The 20,616-nt window shown below is 71.1% G+C and carries 22 protein-coding genes and 1 pseudogene; 14 read left to right on the forward strand and 9 right to left on the reverse strand.

The features are described 5' to 3' along the window. Positions 1–42: 42 nt before the first annotated feature. Both M2157_RS11215 and M2157_RS11220 read left to right on the forward strand, forming a co-directional pair. The gene (locus M2157_RS11215) at positions 43–1,308 is read left to right on the forward strand and encodes a VWA domain-containing protein (protein ID WP_280861663.1); all 1,266 of its coding nucleotides are present in this window, start codon (positions 43–45) and stop codon (positions 1,306–1,308) included. Next, on the forward strand, positions 1,308–2,120 hold the full coding sequence (locus M2157_RS11220) for a hypothetical protein (RefSeq protein WP_280865162.1): 813 nt from the start codon (positions 1,308–1,310) through the stop codon (positions 2,118–2,120). The genes M2157_RS11215 and M2157_RS11220 overlap by 1 nt, the downstream gene beginning before the upstream one ends. Positions 2,121–2,553: 433 nt before the next feature. On the opposite strand, the gene M2157_RS11225 is transcribed toward M2157_RS11220, so the two are convergent. Then, positions 2,554–3,180, reverse strand: coding sequence for a winged helix-turn-helix transcriptional regulator (locus tag M2157_RS11225; protein ID WP_280865163.1), 627 nt, complete (start codon positions 3,178–3,180; stop codon positions 2,554–2,556). A gap of 87 nt (positions 3,181–3,267) precedes the next feature. On the opposite strand from M2157_RS11225, the gene M2157_RS11230 reads away from it, so the two are divergent. The 6 genes from M2157_RS11230 (at position 3,268) to M2157_RS11255 (ending at position 9,186) form a co-directional block, all read left to right on the forward strand. Then, the gene (locus tag M2157_RS11230) at positions 3,268–4,476 is read left to right on the forward strand and encodes a pyridoxal phosphate-dependent aminotransferase (RefSeq protein WP_280861666.1); all 1,209 of its coding nucleotides are present in this window, start codon (positions 3,268–3,270) and stop codon (positions 4,474–4,476) included. 102 nt (positions 4,477–4,578) lie between these two features. Next, positions 4,579–6,891, forward strand: a complete 2,313-nt coding sequence (locus tag M2157_RS11235; protein ID WP_280865164.1) for a hypothetical protein — start codon at positions 4,579–4,581, stop codon at positions 6,889–6,891. 9 nt (positions 6,892–6,900) lie between these two features. Further along, positions 6,901–7,296 carry a hypothetical protein gene (locus M2157_RS11240; RefSeq protein ID WP_280861668.1) on the forward strand — a complete coding sequence of 132 codons (396 nt, stop codon included), beginning with the start codon at positions 6,901–6,903 and terminating at the stop codon, positions 7,294–7,296. A 112-nt stretch (positions 7,297–7,408) separates the two neighbouring features. Further along, entirely contained in the window at positions 7,409–8,008 is a 600-nt protein-coding gene (locus M2157_RS11245) for a histidine phosphatase family protein (protein WP_280861669.1), read from the forward strand. 70 nt (positions 8,009–8,078) lie between these two features. After that, positions 8,079–8,714, forward strand: a complete 636-nt coding sequence (locus M2157_RS11250; RefSeq protein WP_280865165.1) for a hypothetical protein — start codon at positions 8,079–8,081, stop codon at positions 8,712–8,714. Between the two features lie 55 nt (positions 8,715–8,769). Next, positions 8,770–9,186, forward strand: a complete 417-nt coding sequence (locus M2157_RS11255) for an acyl-CoA thioesterase (RefSeq protein ID WP_280865166.1) — start codon at positions 8,770–8,772, stop codon at positions 9,184–9,186. Between the two features lies 1 nt (position 9,187). Here M2157_RS11255 and M2157_RS11260 read toward each other — a convergent pair whose 3' ends face one another. Further along, positions 9,188–9,583 (reverse strand): helix-turn-helix domain-containing protein, encoded by a 396-nt coding sequence (locus tag M2157_RS11260; RefSeq protein ID WP_266509818.1) that lies wholly within the window; start codon positions 9,581–9,583, stop codon positions 9,188–9,190. A 110-nt stretch (positions 9,584–9,693) separates the two neighbouring features. Here M2157_RS11260 and M2157_RS11265 point away from each other — a divergent pair. Continuing rightward, positions 9,694–11,126 (forward strand): annotated as a pseudogene (locus M2157_RS11265) (MFS transporter). 128 nt (positions 11,127–11,254) lie between these two features. On the opposite strand, the gene M2157_RS11270 reads toward M2157_RS11265, so the two are convergent. Continuing rightward, a complete protein-coding gene (locus M2157_RS11270; RefSeq protein WP_280865167.1) occupies positions 11,255–12,118 on the reverse strand; it encodes an SDR family oxidoreductase in 864 nt (287 codons plus the stop codon). An 87-nt stretch (positions 12,119–12,205) separates the two neighbouring features. Between M2157_RS11270 and M2157_RS11275 the strand changes: the two genes are divergently transcribed. Next, entirely contained in the window at positions 12,206–13,006 is an 801-nt protein-coding gene (locus M2157_RS11275) for a helix-turn-helix domain-containing protein (protein WP_280865168.1), read from the forward strand. Then, positions 13,006–13,824 (forward strand): chitosanase, encoded by an 819-nt coding sequence (locus M2157_RS11280; RefSeq protein WP_280865169.1) that lies wholly within the window; start codon positions 13,006–13,008, stop codon positions 13,822–13,824. The genes M2157_RS11275 and M2157_RS11280 overlap by 1 nt, the downstream gene beginning before the upstream one ends. A 217-nt stretch (positions 13,825–14,041) precedes the next feature. Here the strand turns inward: M2157_RS11280 and M2157_RS11285 are convergent, their stop codons facing one another. The 6 genes from M2157_RS11285 to M2157_RS11310 form a co-directional block, all read right to left on the reverse strand. Next, the gene (locus M2157_RS11285) at positions 14,042–15,421 is read right to left on the reverse strand and encodes an 8-oxoguanine deaminase (RefSeq protein ID WP_280861676.1); all 1,380 of its coding nucleotides are present in this window, start codon (positions 15,419–15,421) and stop codon (positions 14,042–14,044) included. Positions 15,422–15,523: 102 nt separating this feature from the next. Further along, entirely contained in the window at positions 15,524–16,426 is a 903-nt protein-coding gene (pucL, locus tag M2157_RS11290) for a factor-independent urate hydroxylase (RefSeq protein ID WP_280865170.1), read from the reverse strand. Between the two features lie 4 nt (positions 16,427–16,430). Beyond that, entirely contained in the window at positions 16,431–16,829 is a 399-nt protein-coding gene (uraH, locus tag M2157_RS11295) for a hydroxyisourate hydrolase (protein ID WP_280865171.1), read from the reverse strand. Between the two features lie 2 nt (positions 16,830–16,831). Beyond that, complete coding sequence (gene uraD / locus M2157_RS11300) at positions 16,832–17,344, reverse strand: 2-oxo-4-hydroxy-4-carboxy-5-ureidoimidazoline decarboxylase (RefSeq protein ID WP_280865172.1); 513 nt, start codon at positions 17,342–17,344, stop codon at positions 16,832–16,834. 83 nt (positions 17,345–17,427) lie between these two features. Then, positions 17,428–17,736, reverse strand: a complete 309-nt coding sequence (locus M2157_RS11305; protein WP_280868191.1) for a helix-turn-helix domain-containing protein — start codon at positions 17,734–17,736, stop codon at positions 17,428–17,430. 47 nt (positions 17,737–17,783) lie between these two features. Continuing rightward, complete coding sequence (locus tag M2157_RS11310; protein ID WP_079162710.1) at positions 17,784–18,035, reverse strand: hypothetical protein; 252 nt, start codon at positions 18,033–18,035, stop codon at positions 17,784–17,786. A 136-nt stretch (positions 18,036–18,171) separates the two neighbouring features. On the opposite strand from M2157_RS11310, the gene M2157_RS11315 reads away from it, so the two are divergent. The 3 genes from M2157_RS11315 (at position 18,172) to M2157_RS11325 (ending at position 20,571) form a co-directional block, all read left to right on the forward strand. Beyond that, entirely contained in the window at positions 18,172–19,011 is an 840-nt protein-coding gene (locus M2157_RS11315) for a TIM barrel protein (RefSeq protein WP_280865173.1), read from the forward strand. A 28-nt stretch (positions 19,012–19,039) separates the two neighbouring features. Further along, on the forward strand, positions 19,040–19,930 hold the full coding sequence (locus tag M2157_RS11320; RefSeq protein ID WP_280861680.1) for a 2-hydroxy-3-oxopropionate reductase: 891 nt from the start codon (positions 19,040–19,042) through the stop codon (positions 19,928–19,930). 401 nt (positions 19,931–20,331) lie between these two features. Then, positions 20,332–20,571, forward strand: a complete 240-nt coding sequence (locus tag M2157_RS11325) for a hypothetical protein (protein WP_266509798.1) — start codon at positions 20,332–20,334, stop codon at positions 20,569–20,571. Positions 20,572–20,616: the final 45 nt, after the last annotated feature.

Consider the following 20,616-nt stretch of genomic DNA (forward strand, 5'->3'; position numbering starts at 1 on the left):
GCCGTTTTGGAGCCCGGCGCACCTGATCAATAGGATCCGGCGATGATCACAAGAAAACGGCGGGCGGCAGGAGTGTGCGCCCTGCTCGCCGCTCTGACGGCCGGGATCGCCTTCCCGGTCGCGGCGGTCGCCGGTGAACCAACGGGCGGCACCGCGCCGCAGGTCGATCTCGTCCTCGACGTGAGCGGCTCGATGCGGACGGCGGACATCGACGGCGGCACCCGGATGGCGGCGGCGAAGCAGGCCTTCAACGAGGTGCTGGACGCGACGCCCGAGGAGGTGCAGCTCGGCATCCGGACCCTGGGCGCCAACTACCCGGGCGACAACCAGAAGACGGGCTGCAAGGACACCGCCCAGCTCTACCCGGTCAGCACGCTGGACCGTACCGAGGCCAAGACGCAGGTGGCGACCCTCTCCCCCACCGGCTGGACGCCGATCGGCCCCGCGCTGCTGAAGGCCGCCGGCGACTTCACCGACGGCGCCTCCTCCAAGCGGATCGTGCTGATCAGCGACGGCGAGGACACCTGCGCCCCGCTCGACCCGTGCGAGGTGGCCCGCGAGATCGCCGCGAAGGGCATCGGACTGACCATCGACACCCTGGGCCTGGTCCCGAACACGAAGATGCGGCAGCAGCTGAGCTGCATCGCGGAGGCGACCGGCGGTACCTACACCTCGGTCGAGCACGCCGACGAACTGACCGACAAGGTCAACCAGTTGGTGGACCGAGCGGCCGACCCCGTGGTGACGCCGGTGGCCACCGAGGGGGCCGGCTCCTGCGCCACGGCACCCACGCTGAAGTCGGGTCTGTACACCGACCGTGAGGAGTTCACCCAGCAGCGCTGGTACCGGGTGGACGTCGACCCGGGCCAGGAGCTGCGGGCCTCGGTGAGCGTGGGGGCCGACCGGGCCGTGAACCCCTCGTACGGGGTGCTGCTGCGGGCGGTCACGGTGCACGGACGCGAGATCGTGCGCGGCGAGGCGGGCGGCAACGGCCGTACGGATGTGATCGCCACGGGCCTTCGCTACCCCAAGGCGGACACCGATGACGAGGACGCGGCCGCGGAAACCGTCTGTCTCCAGGTCACCAACTCCTTCTCGGCGGCCTCCGGGGTGAAGACCACTCCGGGTCTGCCGCTGGAGCTGACCGTCGATGTCGTGGACGGACCGTCGAAGGCCAGTGACGTGGCCTCCTTCGGCCTCGGGCGCGGCTGGTGGCTGCTCGGCGCACTGATCCTGGCCGGCTTCGTCGCCGGTCTGCTGTGGGGCTGGCTGTCGCGCTGGCGGGTCGCGGTCTGGAGGACCAACTGATGCGGATCACACGCGTGTTGAGCGCTTCCCTGCTGATGCTCGGGCTGGCCGTCGCGCCGGCCGCGGCCGACTCCTCGCCGACACCGACGGATTCCGCCTCGGCCGACAGCGACGCGCCCACGCAGGCGGGCACGTCCTTCCGTACGGCGACGGAGATCGAGCAGGGCCAAACGGCCACGGCGAGTGGCTCCGCGGGTGACTACCTGTACTGGTCGTTCCCCGCGGACGCCGGCCAGCGGCCCACCGTCGAGGCGACGGTGAAGCTGCCCGGGACGCACGCCGCGCAGACGTGGCAGATCGACGTGTACGACGGCCTGCGGCGCCGCCAGTCCTGCCAGTACGGCGCGCAGACACGCACCGCCGCCGCGGAGGCCTCCTCGGTGGAGCTGGCCTGCACACTGCGCACGGTCCGCGCCTGGTCGGAGATGTGGGCGGGCGACCCGTTGCCGGGCACGTACTACGTCCGGCTGACGGCCGTCGGTCTCACCACGGCCGACCTGGGTCTGCCGGTGAGCACCGAAGTCCGGGTCGACTCCAAGGACATCGGCGGCTCGGCCGCGGTGGACGGTTCGCTGGCGGAGCCGCTGGTGCCGGGCATCGCGGTGAAGTCCCAGGCGGAGGACGACGGTTCGGAGGACTCCTCAGCCGTGCTGTCCGCCATCGAGCCCGAGGACGGCTGGTCCTCCGGCTGGTGGTCCGACCGGTGGGTGTGGACCGCGATCGGCGGTGCGCTCGCCGCGCTGGCCGGGGTCGGCGGGTATGCGCTGACCCGCGGGGCGGGGCGGCCTTCCCGGGTGCCGCCGGGCGCCTGACGGTGCGTCGAGAAGGCCCGCTCCGGCGGGCCTTCCTCGTTCACCCCTCCCGCAACACCCCGGCCATCGCCCCGTCCCGCTCACCTCGACCAACTCGCGGCGACCTCCCCAAGCACCCGCCGGGCGCCTGACAGCCCGCCGCGAAGGCCCGCACCAGCAGGCCTGCCTCGTACACCCCTCCCGCAACACCCCGGCCATCGCCCCGTCCCGCTCACCTCGACCAGCTCACGGCGACCTCCCCAAGCACCCGCCCGGCGCCTGACAGCCCGCCGCGAAGGCCCGCTCCAGCAGGCCTTCCTCCTTCACCCCTCCCGCAACACCCTGGCCATCGCCCCGTCCCGCTCACCTCGACCAGCTCGCGGCGACCTCCCCAAGCACCCGCCCGGCGCCTGACAGCCCGCCGCGAAGGCCCGCTCCGGCGGGCCTTCTTCGTTCACGCCTCCCTCAGCACCTTGGCGATCGTGCCGTCCCCGGTCACCTCGACCTGGCCGTCCCGCACCGCGTCCGCCAGGCTCAACTCCCCCCTGCCGACGGCCCCCCAGACCTCCGAGTCCAGGACCAGCCGGGCGTCGGGCTCCCGGGGGGCCGGCCCTTCGCCGTACGCGGGACCGTCCTGCGCGCCGACGTACACATGGAAGTCCCCCTCCTCCAGGCACACTTCGACGAGCCCCTCACCCTCCAGCGCGCGCAGCAGCGGCAGCGCGAACCAGTGCGCGCGTACGGCGTCGGTGGGCCGTCGGGCGCCGAGTTCGGGCCCGCCCCAGGTGCCGAGGGCTTGGAGCACCGGCAGCAACTCACGTCCGCGGGGGGTGCATTCGTAGACGAAGGCCGCGCCGGGCGGGGGGAGCCGACGCCGGGTGGTCAGTCCGTCGCGCTCCATGTCCTTCAGCCGCGAGGCGAGTACGTCCGTGCTCACGCCCGGCAGGTCGGCGTGCAGGTCCGTGTAGCGGCGCGGCCCCGACAGCAGTTCCCGGACGATCAGCAGCGTCCATCGGTCGCCCACCACGTCGAGGGCGCGGGCCGCGGAACAGTACTGGTCGTAGCTTCGGCGAGGTGACATGCGACGCAGTCTAGACAAGTTGTTGGACTTTCCAAGCTCCTACTTGGTAAAACCAAGTAACACCCGAAACCGGAGAGGCGGCAGCGCATGGAGTTCCGGCAGTCGAGCAAGCTCAGCGAGGTCTGTTACGAGATCCGCGGCCCGGTGATAGAGCACGCCGACGCACTGGAGGAGGCGGGCCACAGCGTGCTGCGCCTCAACACCGGCAACCCCGCGCTGTTCGGCTTCGAGGCGCCGGAGGAGATCCTCCAGGACATGATCCGGATGCTCCCGCAGGCGCACGGCTACACCGACTCCCGGGGCGTCCTCTCCGCCCGCCGCGCGGTCGCCCAGCGCTACCAGACCCTGGGCCTGGAGGTCGACGTCGACGACGTCTTCCTCGGCAACGGCATCTCCGAACTGATCTCGATGGCCGTACAGGCGCTCGTCGAGGACGGCGACGAAATCCTCATCCCCGCCCCCGACTTCCCCCTCTGGACCGCGGTCACGACCCTCGCGGGCGGCAAGGCGGTCCACTACCTCTGCGACGAACAGGCCGACTGGTACCCGGACCTGGACGACATGGCGTCGAAGATCACGGACCGCACCAAGGCCGTGGTCATCATCAACCCGAACAATCCCACCGGCGCGGTCTACCCGAAGGAGATCATCGAGGGCATCCTCGACCTCGCCCGCCGGCACGGCCTGATGGTCTTCGCCGACGAGATCTACGACCAGATCCTGTACGACGACGCCGTGCACCACTCCGTCGCCGCCCTCGCCCCCGACCTGGTCGTGCTGACCTTCTGCGGCCTGTCGAAGACGTACCGGGTGGCCGGCTTCCGCTCGGGCTGGCTGGTGATCACGGGCCCCAAGCAGCACGCCAGGAACTACCTCGAGGGCCTGACCATGCTGGCCTCCATGCGGCTGTGCGCCAACGCGCCCGCGCAGTACGCCATCCAGGCCGCGCTCGGCGGGCGGCAGTCCATTTACGACCTGACCGCGCCCGGCGGACGCCTGTACGAACAGCGCACCGTGGCCTGGGAGAAGCTCAACGAGATCCCCGGCGTCTCGTGTGTGAAGCCGAAGGGCTCGCTCTACGCCTTCCCGCGGCTCGACCCCAAGGTCCACAAGATCCACGACGACGAGAAGTTCGTCCTGGACCTGCTGCTCCAGGAGAAGATCCAGGTCGTCCAGGGGACCGGCTTCAACTGGCCGACCCCGGACCACTTCCGCATCCTGACGCTGCCCCACGCACAGGATCTGGAGGCCGCGATCGGGCGGATCGGGCGGTTCCTGAGCGGGTACCGGCAGTAGCTGGTGGTGCGGACGGGGTTCACGGTCGGGGAGAGCGGGGATGCCATGGAGTGCGGCCCCTGATCCGGGGGCCGGGGGGATCGGGGGATGGGGGAACCCCAGATGTACTTGCCTCGTCGGCGTGCGCCAGGCAGACGCACGTCCTTACGCGGCCGTCTCGCGCTGCTGGTCCTGCTCGTCGTGCTCGCGGGCAGCCCATGGGTGCAGCGGCCGCTCTCGGACTACTACGTCGAGAAGTTCTACATCGAGCTGTCCGACGACAAGATCCTGCGCTGGCTCGTGGAGGCCGCGTTCCTGCCCCGCTGGGAGATCTCCGCCGAACGGTACGGCGGCACGTCCTCGCTGGTCGTGAACGACCTCGCCGTCCTCGTCCTGCTCGCGGGACTCGCCTTCTTCGCCAGGCGTTTGTCGGCCCGCGGGACGTCGAGGCTGCTGCGCTGCCTCGCCGCGGGCGTGCTGGCGTCGGCGCTGGCCGACCTGGCGTGGTGGGCCATGCACGAGGCCTTCGTCGACAACGTGGTGCTCGCACCCGCCGACACCCTGGTGAAGGACCTGCTGCGCAGCGCTCTCCTCTTCGGCCTCGCGGTCGGCGCGCTGCTCGCCCTGCTGACCGCCGGTCCGCCGGGAACGGTCACTACGGGCTCCGTCGGCGCCGTGACGGCGCCGCTCCGCCGCTGGAGAGAGGGAGGACTCGGCATGACGACCGCGCCGGTCCACATGCCGGTCGGAAGCGCTCCGGGTGACGTCACCCGGTATCTGTGCGCCGCGGCCTACGTGGACGAAGGATTCGCCGACCGCGTGGTGGAGGACGTCCTGGCCGACGAGGCGGGCGCGGTGGCCGCCTCTCCCGAGGTCGACCTGGTGACAGTCGTACGGCACTGTCTGACGGCACAGGAGATGCGGCACCGCAGGGATCAGCGCCTGACGGGCGCGTTCGCCCTCGTGGCCGTCTTCGCGCCCCTGTGGCTGCTGTTCGTCACGTTGTTCCTGTCGACCACCCGGCAGGCGGGCGGCCGGCCGAGCCTGGCCACCCGCGGCCGGCACCAGCCCGAGGGCAGGGTGCTGGTGGGCACGGCTGTCGCGGCGGGCATCGCGGTGCTCTTCGCCTTCGGTCTCGGCGTCGCCGTCTCGTCGCTGCCCACCCCCGCGTTCGTGAGCTGGCTGCTGGGCTCCTATCTGGCCGGGGTGCCGGCCGCCCTGGTGTCCGTCACGGCGGTGGCGCTCGCGTACGTGACGGTCGTACGCCATGACCTCGCCGTCGACCGGCTGCTGCGCACGACCATGACCCGCGAGGCGTTCGCCCGGCAGCCCCGCCCGACCGTGCCGCCGCGGAAATGGATGGCCGAGCGGCTGGCGGCCATCCGGGAGGCCCAGGACGGGAACGTCACGGTCTACAGCGGGTACACGCCCTTCCTCGGATATGCGCCGACCGCCTCGCAGTGGTCGCTCGCCGTGCCCCTGCTGCCCGCCGACGATCGCGTCGGAGGGGCTTCGCGTCCCGGCGGGCCTCAGCCGTTCACCGTCACCGAACTCGTCGACCACGTACGCGCGCGGCTGTCGGCGACCGCCACGCGCGGCGTGCCGGACGCGGCGGCGGACGGTGAGGCGGCCCTCGGGTCCCTCGTGGTGCAGGACCGGGTCTTCGCGAGCGGCACCGCCGTCGGTGACGACGAGCGGTTCATCAAAGCCACGCGTCTCGCCCCGGTCTCCCGGCTGTCGGCCGACCAGGTCGAGCGGATCATGGAGCGTCCGACCGGTGCGGTCCGGCACTGTCTGGCGGTTCATGTGCCGCTGTGGGGCGGGGACGTGGTGCCGACCGTGTTCCTGCACTTCTCGACCGAGGGCAGAACACTCCACCTGCACTGCAGCAACCACGTGCTCGGCCCGGTGAGAGCCGACTACCACGTCGTGGACCGGCTGCGCGGACCCCTCTCCCCCGCCGCGCGGCGGGGGTTGCTGCTGGACGCCGTGCCCCGCACCGGCGGTGCCTTCTTCGCCGCCCCGTTCCGGGCGCTGCGGCAGGCCCGCTTCGAGGAACGGCACACCAGACGCATGGTGGACGAGCTGAAGGCCCTGGAGCAGGACCCGGTCTACGACTTCGGCGCCCGGCTGAGCGTCCGGGAGCTGGCCGTGAGCCCGAACTACCAGAACTACTTCCAGGTCGTGGACGCCGCACGGATCACGTCGCTGGTGGAGCGCCACACCCTCGCCGCGATCCGCGAGTTCCTCGACACGCGCGGGTACGACATCACCGACTTCCGCGCCCAGCAGCAGACCATCCTCAACCAGGGCCTCATCCAGCAGGGCGGCATGAGCATCATCGGCAACCAGGCGATCGGCAGGGGCGCGACCGCCACCCAGAACGTCCCGCAGCAGTCCGGCGCGGCCGCCCCCGTCGCCGGTTCCGGAAAGTAGGAGATCCTCATGACGGGCACCGACGACCGGCGACAGGACCCCCCGGTCAACAACGGCCTCATGATCAGCGGCGGCACCCACTACGTCGGCAACCAGGCCGTGGGGCACGGCGCCCAGGCGTTCTCCGGCTCGGTCTCCTTCCAGCCGCAGGACGCCGAGCGTACGGCCGAACTGCTCGCGTACGTCGAGCGGCTGCTGGAGGAGCACCGGGCGGCGCTCGCCGATCCCGACGCGACCAGCAGGGAGCTGCGCCGCCTGCGCGAGGAACTGGACGAGGCCGAACCGCAGCCGACGGTCCTGCGGCGGGCCCTGGACCGCCTCAATGAGTTCGTGCAGCCGGTGACGCCGCTCGTCGTCGCGGTGGGGCAGCTCGCGCAGTCGGTGCAGGGTCTGCCGGGGCTCTGAGAGGTTTCGGGGGGCTGAGGGCTCCAGGGGGCGGCCGTCCGGCCCAGTCCGCCCTGCGAGCCCTCGCAGCCGTGTGGCACGGTGCTGGGAGTCGAGCGGGAAGGGCGCGCGCATGAGTGATCTCTTTCTGGTCCGGCACGGTGAGACCGAGTGGTCGCGGTCCGGGCGGCACACCGGCTGGACGGACGTACCGCTGACCGAGCGGGGCCGGGAGGAGGCGCGCCGTCTGGTGCCCCTGATCCGCTCGCACCGCATCGGCGCCGCCTTCGTCAGCCCCCTGCAGCGGGCCCGGGAGACCGCGGAGCTCATCGGGCTGCACGACCTGCGGGTCGACGTCGATCTGCGCGAGTGGGACTACGGCGGCTACGAGGGCGTCACCACCGTCGAGATCCAGCGGGAGCACCCGAGCTGGTTCCTGTTCACGGACGGGGTGGCTCCCGGCCCGCCCGATCATCCCGGGGAGAGCCCGGAGCAGGTCGGCGAACGGGCCGACCGCGTGCTGGCGAAGGTGGACGCGGCGCACGCGAACACCGAGGGGTGCGTGGTGCTGGTGGCGCACGGCCATTTCCTACGGGTCCTCACCGCCCGCAGGCTCGGGCTGCCGCCGTCGGCCGGGGCGCTGTTCCAGCTGGCGACGGGGACGGTGTGCCGGCTGGGGACGGAGCACGGGCGGCCGGTGATCGCGGGGTGGAATGTCAGACCCGGGTCGTAGTCTTCGAATGGGCTGGTCGCGGGAGCGTCCCGGCCCTTCGACCAGGCCGCTTTCCGGGGAGGTGCCCGTCATGGCCCGACCGCCCACCGCCGCGCAACGGCGTGTCATCGACGCCGCCGATCCCGTCACCGGGCGGCTGAAAGGTACCGAGACTCAGTTGGACGCGCTGGTGAAGCGCGGCCTGGCCTTCCGCCATCCGCGGCCGCCGCACGATCATTTCCTGACCCCGGCCGGGCACCGCATACGGGAGACGGTTCCGGAGGAGCCCGAGCGGTCCGCCGAGCAGGCCGCCGCCCCCGCCACCGGTGTGTTCGCCGCGCATGTCGGTGGCACGGAGGAGGCCGCGGACACCGGTCCGGCCCGGGCGCGTGAGGTGCACAGCGCCTGGCAGGGGTTGCTGGAGCTGCGCCGGATGACCAACCCCGACGGGGCCACGGACCGGCCCTGCGGCTGGGAGCGGGCACATCTGGTGCAGGCGGCCGCGCTGGCGCTGGAGGCGGCCGGGCACCCGCCGGAAGCGGGGGGCTCCTCGGGCTACCGGGTGCGCGCGACACCGCAGCCCGAGGCCGTGGCCGTACACGCCCCGGACGGCGAGGCGCTGCATGCCTGCGCGAGCACCCTGGAGGGGGCGGGCTGGCAGGTCGGCGAGTACACGGAACCACGGACCAGGGCCCGCTATCTGCTCGCCTCGCCACGCCGGGTGTAGGGGGCACATGCCAGGATCGGACCCAGTAACTGCCGTGACATGAGAGGGGATTGACGTGAGCGAGCCGTTTTCCGTGCCGGTGACCGTCCGCGGGTACGAGACGGACGTACAGGGCCACCTCAACCAGAGCGTGTACCTCAACTACGCGGAGCACGCCCGCTGGTCACTGCTCAAGGCCGCCGGGATCACCCAGGCCGAGCTCATCGGCAGCGGGGTGGGTCCGGTGGCACTGGAGACCACCATCCGCTACCTGCGCGAGCTGCTGGCCGGTGACGAGGTGGAGGTGACCTGCGCCTTCGAGTGGGGCGAGGGCAAGACCTTCCGCATACGGCAGACCATCCGCAAGCAGGACGGCACAGTGGCTGCCGAGATCACCGCGGTCGGCGGGCTGATGAACCTCAAGGAGCGGCGCCTGGTCGCGAACGCGAGCGAGGTCCTCAAGGGGCTGGCCACGGAGCCGGGCCTGTTGTAGCTCAGGCCGGCTCCGGTTCGCGCTCGGCGTCGTACTCCGCCCGCGCCTCGGCGATGTAGACCCTGTTGCGCTCCGCCCAGTCGGTCAGGCGCTGCAGTGTCTCGTGCAACTCGCGGGCGACCGGGGTGAGTTCGTATTCGACCCTGGGCGGCACCGTCGGGTGCACGGTGCGGGTGACGAGGCCGTCGCGCTCGAGGTTGCGCAGGGTCAGGGTCAGCATGCGGCGGCTGATGCCCTCGATACTGCGCTCCAACTCGGTGAAGCGGATGGGCCCATGGGCGGCCGCGACGAGGATCTGGACGCTCCATTTGCCGGAGACCCTGTCAAGAACCTCCCGCACCGGACACGCGTGCGCGTTCACGACCTGGACGGTAACACCGGTGTTCCTCTGGGACATCGAACTGCCTCCTTACGCCGTCCTCCATGGTCACTGACGATGTTCCCCGTTACAAGTCGTGCACCTACGCCACTTGTCGGAACCCACGGAGAATGCGGAGGCCCGCCGCCATGACGGCCGTTGTCCAGACCCCGGCGCGAACACCACACCGAACGTACTCCCGCTGGACGGCCCTCGTCGTCCTGTGCGCGGGAACGCTCATGACGATCCTGGACGGCAACATCGTCACGGTCGCCATGCCGGCCATCCAGAGCGACCTCGGCTTCTCGGGGCCGGGCCTCGCCTGGGTGGTCAACGCCTATCTGATCCCGTTCGGCGGGCTGCTGTTGCTGGTGGGCCGGCTCGGCGACCTGGTCGGCCGCAAGCGGATGTTCGCGGCGGGGCTGGCCGTGTTCACGGCGGCGTCCGTGCTGTGCGGGGTGGCCACGAGCCAGGGCATGCTGATCGCGGCGCGTGCCCTGCAGGGTGTGGGTGGGGCGATGACCTCGGCCGTGGTGCTCGGCATGCTGGTCACCCTGTTTCCCGAGCCACGTGAACAGGCCCGTGCGATCGCGGTGTTCAGCGCGGTGGGCGCGGCGGGCGGGGCGCTGGGCACGTTCCTCGGCGGGGCGCTGACACAGGCCCTGAACTGGCACTGGATCTTCCTGATCAACCTGCCGATCGGGATCGTCGCCCTGCTGGCGGCGGTCCGGGTGCTCGGCGCGGAGGACGGCGAAGGTCTTGGCCGGGGCGCGGACTATCCGGGGGCCGCGCTGGTCACCGGGGCGCTGATGCTGACGGTGTACGTGATCGTCGGGTCCGGCGACCGCGCGGTGACCACGACGCTCCTGCCGGCCCTGCTCGCCCTCGCCCTGTTCACGGCGTTCACACCCTCCGGCAGGCCCGGGCCGCCCGTCCCCTGCTGCGGCTGCGACTGTTCGGCTCCCGGCTGGTGTCCGGCGCGAACGCCGTCCAGATCCTGATGATCGCCACGATGTACGGCTTCCAGTTCCTCGGGGCGCTGTATGTCCAACGCGTCCTGGGATTCGGCGAGTTGCTCACCGGCACGGCGTTCCTGCCGGCGCCGATCGTCATCGGGGTGCTGATGCTCGGGCTGTCCGCACGGACCATCGGGCGCTTCGGGGCGTACCGGGTACTGCTGGCGGGGCTCGTGCTCATCGTCGCCGGGATGGCCCTGCTGAGCCGTGCGCCTGCCGACGGCTCGTACGTGGTCGACGTCCTCCCGGTGCTGCTTCTGCTCGCCACCGGGTTCGCCGCCGCGATGCCCGCGCTGACCGGGATCGCCATGTCGGGTGCTCGCGAGGAGGACGCGGGGCTGGCGTCCGGGTTGTTCAACACCACGCAGGTGGTGGGAGGTTCGCTGGGGCTGGCGGTGCTGTCGGTGCTGGCGGCGGGGCGGACGGAGGGGCTGCTGGAGAGCGGGACGGAAGCGGTCGCGGCAACGGCGGAGGGGTACCAGTTGGCGTTCCGGGTGGGGACGGGGATCGCGGTGGGGGCGTTGGCACTGGCTGCGGTGGTGCTCCGGCCGCGACGGAGGGTATGAGCCCGCCTTCGGATGTGCCGCGCTGTGCCGTCTCGCGACTGCGGATACGTCGTGGCGGGTCGCGCACACGCGGCAGAGCCGCATATCGATACGGCCCCGCGCCCCTGGGGGCGCGGGGAACTGCGCGTTCAGCCCCCGCCGAACGCCTCTTTGTGGTCTTCCGCCCACTCCCGATACGTCCGCGCCGGACGCCCCAGCACCTCCTCCACATCCCCGGTGACCACCGCGTTTCCGCCCTCGGCCACGAAGCGGACGCTCCGCAGCATCCCCTCCGCGGACTCCTCGCTCCAGCCCGAGGCGACCAGTAGTTCACGCGTCTGGGACGGGGTCAGGTCACGGAGCTCCACAGGGCCGCCGAGAACCTCTGCCAGCGCGGCCGCCTGGTCCTGGGGGCTGAGCGTCTCCGGGCCGGTCAAGGTGTACGTCCGGCCCACGTGCCCCGGACCGACCAGCGCCGCGACCGCGATCCCGGCGACATCCCGCGGGTCCACGACCCCCTGCCGGCCCGAGCCCAGCATGTTCGGCACCGGCTCACCCGAGCGGACCGCCTCCGCCCAGCTCAACGTGTTCGACGCGAAGACGGACGGGCGGAGGATCACCCATTCCAGCCCGCTCTCCCGGACCGCCTCCTCACCGCGGCCGTGCGCGATGCCACCCAGGCCCGTCCTGGGATCGCCCGCCATGATCGCCGAGAGCTTCACGATCCGCCGGACCCCCGCCGCCCGCGCCGCCTCGATCATCCCGCGGTCGCTGTCCCCGTCCTCCGGGCCGAAGACGCCCACGAGGAAGGCGCGGCCGACGCCCGCCATGGCCGCCGCCACCGAACCGACATCACGGTGATGGCCGCGCGCCGCCTCCACCCCGGGCGGCAACTCGGCCCGCCCCGGGTCCCGCGTGAGCGCGCGCACCTTCTCTCCGCGCGCCACGAGCTGTCGTACGACCTCACTGCCGATCGTGCCGGTGGCACCTGTAACAAGGATCATGACCACCACCGTGAGGCCCGCGGGGCACCGGACGATAGGAAATTCCGGCACGTTTCGCGCGCCCGAACCCCCCGGTCCCGCGCTTACGGTGGACACGTGACCAACTCCGTTTCCGGGCGGGCCCTGCCCACCCCCGACGAGCTGCGTCCGTGGATCACCGGGATCAAGGCCCTGGCCGTCGAGGAGGCGGATCCGCGGAAGCCGTTCGTCCAGCTGCCCGACCCCACGACCAAGGTGATCGTCCGCAGTGAGGCGCGGGGACGGCCCACCCTGCTGGTCTCCGGGCCCCGGGTCCGGGCCGCGTACCACGCGGGCAAGCGGCAGGTGTCCTGCACGGAGGTGCGGCTGGCGCCGGGAGCCGTCCGGCCGCTGCTCGGCGTCCCGGCCGTCGACCTCGTCGGGCGGATCGTCCCGCTGGGCGCGCTGCCGGGCCGGGCCGCGCGGCAACTGGCGTACGAACTCAGGTGGCTGGAGCCCGAAGAGGTCGTCGCCCAGCTCGCTGACGTCCTCCCGGGCCTGCTGCCCACCGCGGCCGACGGGACACGGACCGAGCTGCTGCGGGCCGCCGTCGCCGCGCTGTCCGTCCGCTCGGGTCACATACCCGGTCACGTCAGGGAAGTGGCTCGTGAACTCGCCGTCAGTGAGCGTCAGTTGCGCAACCTGTTCAGCGAGGGTGTCGGCCTCTCGCCGAAGCACTACGCCCGCATCGACCGCGTCCGCGCCGTGCTCGCCCATGCCACCGAGCTGGCCTCGGCCGAACTGGCCGCGGTCACCGGCTACTACGACCAGTCCCACATGACGTCCGACTTCCGCACCCTGATGGGCGTCCCGCCGCGCTCCTACTTCACGGGACGGCTTCCCGCCCCCCGCTCCTGCCAGGTGATCGACAGACAGTGATGCGATTTCCCAGTGACCTGCCCCGAACCGCCGCCCGCCGCACCCTGCTCGCCGTCCTCGGAGCCGGGGCGTTGAGCACCCAGTTGCCGTCCGACGAGGCCGCCGACGCGACCGGGCTCGACGATCCGGACAAGAAGGACCTCGCGATGCGGTTGGTGTCCAGCGCGGAGAACTCCTCGCTGGACTGGCAGGCGCAGTACCCGTACATCGAGGACATCGGGGACGGGCGCGGCTACACCGCCGGCATCATCGGTTTCTGCTCCGGTACGAGCGACATGCTGGCGCTGGTCGAGCTCTACACGCAGCGGGTCTCCGACAACCCCCTGGCCCCCTATCTGCCCGCCCTGCGCGCGGTGGACGGCACCGACTCGCACGACGGGCTGGACCCGGGCTTTCCCTCGGCCTGGCGGGAGGCGGCGCGGACCTCCGCCTTCCGCCGGGCGCAGCGGGACGAGCGGGACCGCGGCTACTTCGACCCGGCGGTCGCGTGTGCCAGGAAGGACGGCCTCGGCACGCTCGGCCAGTTCGTCTACTACGACGCGATGGTCATGCACGGCCCCGGCACCGATGCCCTGAGCTTCGGCGGTATCCGGGGCCGGGCCCGCGAGAACGCGGACACCCCCGCGGACGGCGGCGGTGAGACCGCTTATCTGCACGCCTTCCTGGACGCCCGGGTGTGGGCGATGAAGCAGGAGGCGGCGCACAGTGACGTGAGCCGGGTCGAGACGGCCCAGCGGGTCTTCCTGGAGCAGGGCAATCTCGGCCTGGACACACCGCTCAAGTGGAAGGTGTACGGGGACAGTTACGAGATCGGCTGAGCGGGGACGGCGGCTCGCCTCCGGGCGGTTACACGTCGGCACTGACGTGGGCGTCATGGAGGTGGTGCGAGTGGTCGTGCGGGACCCGGGCGGAGACCGTTCCGGGGCGCGTGCGTCCAACACGCGCCCCGGGCACGGCCGCCACGGATCCCGGAACGCGGGTTCCACGGCTGCCGGCCGGGAGCCGTCCCTCCCGACCGGAGTACTGGTGAAGGGATCAGCCCTGCGCGGCGATCCGCGCCAGACGCCGGGCCTGTTCCCGCGTGGAGCGTGCGACGGCGTCCTCGTCGACGTGCAACAGGCGGCTGTTCTCGACGATCTGACGGCCGTTCACGAAGGAGGCCGTGACGGGCGCTGCCGCGCCGAGGACCAGCGCGGTCACCGGGTCGGCGATCGAGGCGTGTGCGAGGGTGTCGAGCTTCCACAGCACCAGGTCGGCGAGCTTGCCCGCCTCCAGGGAGCCGGTCTCGGCCGCGCGGCCCAGGACCTGGGCGCCGCCGTAGGTGCCCAGGCGCAGTGCCTGCCGGGCGTTCAGAGCCGCTTCCCGGTGCGCGCCGAGGCGGTTGATGAGCAGGGCGTTGCGCAGTTCGGTGTGGAGTTCGCCGGACTCGTTGGAGGCCGTGCCGTCGACGCCGAGGCCGACCGGGACACCGGCCGCGAGCATGTCCGGGACCCGCGCGATACCCGCCGCCAGACGGGCGTTGGACGAGGGGCAGTGGGCCACACCCGTCTTCGTACGGGCGAACGCGGCGATGTCGGAGTCGTTCATGTGGACGCAGTGCGCCATCCACACGTCCTCGCCGAGCCAGCCGGTGGACTCGAAGTAATCGGTCGGGCCCATGCCGAACAGTTCCTTGCAGAACTGCTCCTCCTCGACGGTCTCCGAGCCGTGGGTGTGCAGCCGTACGCCGAGGCTGCGGGCCAACTCGGCGCCTTGACGCAGGAGTTCGGTGGACACGGAGAAAGGCGAGCAGGGGGCGACGGCGACCTGGGTCATCGCGCCGAAGGAGGAGTCGTGGTGCTCCTTGACGGTCTCCTCGGTGGCAGCGAGGGCGCCGTCCAGGGTCTCGACGGCGAAGTCCGGGGGCAGGCCGCCGTCCTTCTCGCTGCGGTCCATGGAGCCGCGGGCGAGAGTGAAGCGGACGCCCGTCTCGCGGGCGGCGCGGATGATCGCGCCGGACAGGTCGCCGGAACCGGCGGGGAAGACGTAGTGGTGGTCCATGGCGGTGGTGACGCCACCGCGGGCCATCATCGCGAGCGAGCCCTGCGCCGCCGCGTAGACCATCTGCTCGTCGATGCGCGCCCAGGTCGGGTACAGCGCGACGAGCCAGTTGAAGAGGTTGTGGTCGGTGGCGAGGCCCCGGGTGATCCACTGGTAGTAGTGGTGATGGGTGTTGACCAGGCCGGGGGTCACCAGGTGGCCGGTGGCGTCGATACGGCGGTCGACGTTCTCCAGGCCCTCGGGCGCCTTGCCCGCGCCGAGCGACTCGATGCGGTTGCCGGCGATGACGACGTATCCGCTCGGGTACTCGGTGTCGTGCGCGTCCACGGTCGCGATCGAACAGTTCTCGATGACGATGCGCCGGTCTGCTGCCATGGTTCGTCCTTTGCGCAGAGGTGGAGAGGGCACGGCAGGACCCCGGGAGTTTGAGTGCCGCGGCCCGCCCTGGCGGGCCGCGGGTGCCGCGGAGGGAGTTGCTCAGAGGTTGGTGAGATCCACCGGAATCCTCGGCTCGCAGCCGTCCCGGAGGACGGTCGCCTCGATCAGGCCGTAGGGCCGGTCGGCGGCGAAGTAGACGGCACCGTCCTCGGTGGCGTTCTTCAGCCCGAACGACTCCAGGTCCACGAGGAAATGGTGCTTGTTCGGCAGCGAGAAGCGGACCTCGTCGATCTCGGCCCGGTGGTCGATGATCCGCGAACCCATCTGGTACAAGGTCTGCTGGAGCGAGAGCGAGTACGTCTCGGCGAAGGCCTCGAGCATGTGCTTCTTGACCTGCTCGTAGGACGTCTCCCAGTCGGGCATCTCCTGCTCGTCGTCCGACCAGTTGAAGCGCCAGCGGCTGGACACCTCGGTCGCCAGGATGCGGTCGTACGCCTCGGGCAGGGTCGTGTACTTGTCCTTGACGTAGCCCCAGAACTCGGAGTTCGTCGAGTTCATGACGGTCAGGTCCTTGAGCCCGGAGACGACCTCCCAGGAGGAGCCGTCGTAGGTGATCTGGGTCAGGCGGGTCTCCTGGCCCTGGCGGACGAACGAGTGCTCGTCCTCGCCGGCCGTCCCGATCCGCTCCCAGGCGTACTCCTCGATGCGGATCCGGGCAGTCCTGATCGGTTCCTGCGAGGTGACGAAGTGCCGGGCGAGATGGATGCCGAACTGCTCGGCGGATTCGATGCCGTGCTCCTTGGCGAACGCGTACACCGTGTTCTTGGTGGTGTCGGTCGGCAGCACGTTGGCGTTGGAGCCGGAGTAGTGGACGTCGTCCATGTCGCCGCTCAGCGACACCGAGACGTTGAGGTCCTTGATGTGGTGGGTGGCGCCGTCCCGCGTGATCTTCACGACTCGGTTCTCGGCCTTGCCGTACTGGTTCTGTCCCAGGATGGGCATGTAGCTAGCTCCCTCGGTAAACGGAGTAGCCGAACGGGTTGAGCAGCAGCGGTACGTGGTAGTGCTCGCCCGGGTTCACGGCGAAGGTGATCGCCACCTCGGGGAAGAACGCTCCGGTCGCACCGCTGTCCCGATTCGCGGGGGCGTCCTGCTGCGCATCGGCTTGCTTCTTCAAGAAATACGGTTCGACCTCGAAATCGAGCCGTACGTGGGTGGTCCCCTCCGGCAGCGCCGGCAGGTCCTTGCACCGCCCGTCCGCGTCGGTCGCGGAGCCGCCGAGCGCCTGCCAGTCCGCCTCGCGCCCGGGGCGGGCGGAGAGCCGGACGGCGACTCCCCCGGCGGGGCGGCCGACACTGGTGTCCAGGATGTGCGTGGACACGGAGGCGGTGGTGCTCGTACTCATGGTCAGGCGTCCTCTTCGACGATGCGGGCGAGCCGGATACGGTTGATCTTGCCCAGCTCGGTGCGGACGATCTCGCGTTCCCGCGCCGGCGCGTTGCCGATCCGCTCCCTGACCGCGTCGCGCATCTGCTCGCCGGTGCGGCCGGTCGCGCAGATCAGGAAGACATGGCCGAACCTCTCCTGGTACGCCAGGTTCAGTTCGAGCATCTCCGCCTTGAGTTCCTCGGAGGCGCCCGCCATGCCGCGCTGCTCGCGGGCCGAGGTCGGGTCCCCTGGCTTGGGACGGCCGATCGGCGGGTGACCGGCCATGGCCTCGGCGAGGTCGTCGGGGGTCAGCTCGGCCATGGCGGCGTCGCTGGTGGCGTAGAGGTCCTCCGCGGTCGCGTAGGGGCGGGCGGCGAGCAGACGCCGAGCCCACGCCGTGGAGGCGCACGCCTCGATGAGCACCGCGTGGGCCGCGTGCTCCTCCAGGACGTTGAACCGGGCCAGGCCGGGGGACGTGGAAGTCGAAGTCACGGAGTCAGCTAACGCCTCCCCGCGACACCACGTCAACACTTTGTTGAAAATTCGGGGTTACGAAACCCGCCGGGGCTCTTTCCCTACGCTTTGTCCCGGTTCAGATAGTTGTAGACCGTGAAGCGGCTCACCCCGAGCGCGCTCGCCACGGTCTCCACACCGTGCCGTACGGAGAAGGCGCCACGCGCCTCCAATATCCGTACGACCTCCTGCTTGGCCTTGCGGTCCAGGTCCGCGAGCGGCTTGCCCCGCTTGCGCTCCATGGCGGCCAGGATGTGGTCGAGGGAGTCCGCGAGCTGCGGCAGTCGCACGGCGACCACGTCGGCGCCCTGCCAGGAGAGCACGACGTCGTCGGGGCCGGCCTCGTCCGGCGGGAGCATCTCGCCGCCCATGGCGTCGACCAGCGGCTTGACCGCCGTGATGAACGGCTCGTCGGCGCTCACGCGTCCGCCTCCCCGAGCACGTTCACCTGAAGGGAGATCCGGGTCGCGCCGGAGGCCAGGGTCCTGCGCAGCAGGGCGTCCACGGCGGTGAGCACCTCGTCGGCGCCGCCTTCCGCCGTGTTGCCGAACGGGCCGACGTCCACCGCGTCCAGTTCGGCCGCCTCGATGACCTCGCGGGCCACGAGCGCGTGCGCCGGGGCCTCGTCGAGGTCGAACGGCTCGGTCGTGAACTCCACTCGCAATCGCACGCGCACAACCTAACGCGCGGTGCCGTTTTCCGCCGAGCCCTCTTGACAACGCCTTCAACCCGACGGCAATCTTCCAATAAGCAGAAACTAATTTCCACATTACGGAAATACTCGCCACGGAAGGAGCGCCCGCGACATGCCAGGGTTTCCATGGGAGACAGCCGCAGAGCAGCGCTTCAACGTCAACCTGTCGATCCTCTTCACGGAACTCCCGCTCCTGGAGCGCCCCGCGGCAGCCGCCGCGGCCGGCTTCACCGCGGTCGAACTGTGGTGGCCCTGGATCGACACCCCCACCCCCGAGCGGTCCGAGCTCGACGCCCTGAAGAAGGCGATCGAGGACGCGGGCGTCCAGCTCACGGGCCTCAACTTCTACGCCGGCCGGCTGCCGGGCCCCGACCGCGGTGCCCTGTCCGTCCCCGGCGTGGAGTCGGAGCGGTTCCGCGCCAACATCGACGTGGTCGCCGACTTCGCCGCATCACTCGGCGCCACGGCGCTCAACGCCCTGTACGGCAACCGCGTCGAGGGCGTGGACCCGGCCGAGCAGGACGCGCTCGCGCTGGAGAACCTGGTCCTCGCGGCCCGCGCGGCCGACCGGATCGGCGCGATCCTCCTGATCGAGGCCCTCAACAAGCCGGAGTCGCCGCTGTACCCGCTGGTGAGCGCGCCCGCGGCGGTGGGGATCGTCGACAAGGTCAACGACGCGACCGGCCTCGGCAACGCGAAGTTCCTCATGGACCTGTACCACCTGTCCATGAACGGCGAGGACCTGCCGGCGGTGATCGAGGAGTTCACCCCGAAGACCGGCCACGTGCAGATCGCCGACAACCCGGGCCGCGGCGCGCCCGGTACCGGCTCACTCCCCCTCGAAGACCTCCTCGGCCGGCTGAAGAAGGCGGGCTACGACGGCTGGGTCGGCCTCGAGTACAAGCCGGGCGACCGCCCGAGCGCCGAGGCCTTCGACTGGCTGCCCCGCTGACCCCCTTCCCGGAAAGGCACCCCCGATCATGAGCAACCTCCCCAAGATCGCCTGGATAGGTCTCGGCATCATGGGCTCCCCCATGTCCGAGAACCTGGTCAAGGCGGGTTACGACGTCACCGGCTTCACCCTCGAACAGGACAAGCTGGACCGGCTGACCGCCGCCGGCGGCACCGCGGCCGGTTCGATCGCCGAGGCCGTGCGGGACGCCGACGTGATCATCACGATGGTGCCCGCCTCCCCGCAGGTCGAGGCCATCGCATACGGCCCCGAGGGCATCCTGGACAACGCCCGCTCCGGCGCCCTGCTGATCGACATGTCCTCGATCACCCCGCAGACCTCGGTCGACCTGGCGAAGGCGGCCCAGGAGAAGGGCATCCGCGTCCTGGACGCGCCGGTGTCCGGCGGCGAGGCCGGTGCGATCGAGGCCGTGCTGTCCATCATGGTCGGCGGTGAGCAGGCCGACTTCGACGAGGCCGAGCCGGTCTTCGAGGCGCTCGGCAAGACCATCGTGCTGTGCGGTCCGCACGGCTCGGGCCAGACCGTGAAGGCCGCGAACCAGCTGATCGTCGCCGTGAACATCCAGGCGTGCGCCGAGGCCGTGGTCTTCCTGGAGAAGTCGGGCGTGGACCTCAAGGCCGCCTTGGACGTGCTGGGCGGCGGTCTCGCCGGCTCGACCGTGCTGACCCGCAAGAAGGACAACTTCCTTCAGCGCGACTTCAAGCCGGGCTTCCGTATCGACCTGCACCACAAGGACATGGGCATCGTCACCGACGCCGCCCGCAATGTCGGCGCGGCCCTGCCCGTCGGCGCCGTGGTCGCCCAGCTGGTCGCCAGTCTGCGTGCGCAGGGCGACGGGGGCCTGGACCACTCGGCGCTGCTGAGGGCCGTGGAGCGCCTGTCCGGCGCCCGGGTCTGATCCCGACTTCCGGTCCGCGGCGGCGCTGACATCTGTCCTGTCGCGCCCAGGCGCCGCCGCGGACCGGAAACCCATGACCTCGCGCTGCGCGAGGACTGAGACACCCTGACCGCACCCGACGCGCCCGGCGACCCGGATGAGGGGTGGTCGCCCGGTACCGGGTGCGGACAGGGGAGGACCGCGGCGGCGTGCGAGCCAGTGCGGTGGTGAAGGTCCCGGGCCCTCCTTCTTCGACCTGAGGGAAGGAGCGCGCCCCGGTTCCGTCGCGGCCGCCGCGGTCCCGGCAGGACCCGCAGGAATGCGGAGCGCCGGACACGGACGGTCCCGTGTCCGGCGCTCCGCCGTGCGGCGGGTGCGGTCACCGGGGTGCGGATTCCGGCCGACCGCAGCACGCTGTAGGCATGGCAGCACATCCGACACAGCATCCGCATGTGGTGGTGCACGCTCCGGCCCTGGACGGATCGCGGCGGGTCACCGTGGACGACGAGAACCTCGGCGTCGCCTCGCACCTGGACGACGTCGTGGAGTTGCTCCGGCTCGCCGACCTGGACCGGATCGAGGTCGAGGACGACGACATCGTGGAGTGGCAGGGCGGCGGTCCCGACGACTGGCCGGGGCTGTCCGAACTCCACGGGCAGTGAACGGGCGTACGGCAGCGGTCGTAGGCCGGATACGGAACCCTCAAA

It is taken from the genome of Streptomyces sp. SAI-127 (genome assembly GCF_029894425.1).
Lineage (GTDB): Bacteria > Actinomycetota > Actinomycetes > Streptomycetales > Streptomycetaceae > Streptomyces.

Excerpts from the sequence above, each read along its gene's own strand:
- M2157_RS11215 (WP_280861663.1), top strand. The coding sequence starts at position 43 with ATGATCACAAGAAAACGGCGGGCGGCAGGAGTGTGCGCCCTGCTCGCC.
- M2157_RS11220 (WP_280865162.1), top strand. The coding sequence starts at position 1,308 with ATGCGGATCACACGCGTGTTGAGCGCTTCCCTGCTGATGCTCGGGCTG.
- M2157_RS11225 (WP_280865163.1), bottom strand. The coding sequence starts at position 3,180 with ATGTCACCTCGCCGAAGCTACGACCAGTACTGTTCCGCGGCCCGCGCC.
- M2157_RS11230 (WP_280861666.1), top strand. The coding sequence starts at position 3,268 with ATGGAGTTCCGGCAGTCGAGCAAGCTCAGCGAGGTCTGTTACGAGATC.
- M2157_RS11235 (WP_280865164.1), top strand. The coding sequence starts at position 4,579 with ATGTACTTGCCTCGTCGGCGTGCGCCAGGCAGACGCACGTCCTTACGC.
- M2157_RS11240 (WP_280861668.1), top strand. The coding sequence starts at position 6,901 with ATGACGGGCACCGACGACCGGCGACAGGACCCCCCGGTCAACAACGGC.
- M2157_RS11245 (WP_280861669.1), top strand. The coding sequence starts at position 7,409 with ATGAGTGATCTCTTTCTGGTCCGGCACGGTGAGACCGAGTGGTCGCGG.
- M2157_RS11250 (WP_280865165.1), top strand. The coding sequence starts at position 8,079 with ATGGCCCGACCGCCCACCGCCGCGCAACGGCGTGTCATCGACGCCGCC.
- M2157_RS11260 (WP_266509818.1), bottom strand. The coding sequence starts at position 9,583 with ATGTCCCAGAGGAACACCGGTGTTACCGTCCAGGTCGTGAACGCGCAC.
- M2157_RS11280 (WP_280865169.1), top strand. The coding sequence starts at position 13,006 with ATGCGATTTCCCAGTGACCTGCCCCGAACCGCCGCCCGCCGCACCCTG.
- M2157_RS11285 (WP_280861676.1), bottom strand. The coding sequence starts at position 15,421 with ATGGCAGCAGACCGGCGCATCGTCATCGAGAACTGTTCGATCGCGACC.
- pucL (WP_280865170.1), bottom strand. The coding sequence starts at position 16,426 with ATGCCCATCCTGGGACAGAACCAGTACGGCAAGGCCGAGAACCGAGTC.
- uraH (WP_280865171.1), bottom strand. The coding sequence starts at position 16,829 with ATGAGTACGAGCACCACCGCCTCCGTGTCCACGCACATCCTGGACACC.
- M2157_RS11305 (WP_280868191.1), bottom strand. The coding sequence starts at position 17,736 with ATGGGCGGCGAGATGCTCCCGCCGGACGAGGCCGGCCCCGACGACGTC.
- M2157_RS11315 (WP_280865173.1), top strand. The coding sequence starts at position 18,172 with ATGCCAGGGTTTCCATGGGAGACAGCCGCAGAGCAGCGCTTCAACGTC.
- M2157_RS11320 (WP_280861680.1), top strand. The coding sequence starts at position 19,040 with ATGAGCAACCTCCCCAAGATCGCCTGGATAGGTCTCGGCATCATGGGC.
- M2157_RS11325 (WP_266509798.1), top strand. The coding sequence starts at position 20,332 with ATGGCAGCACATCCGACACAGCATCCGCATGTGGTGGTGCACGCTCCG.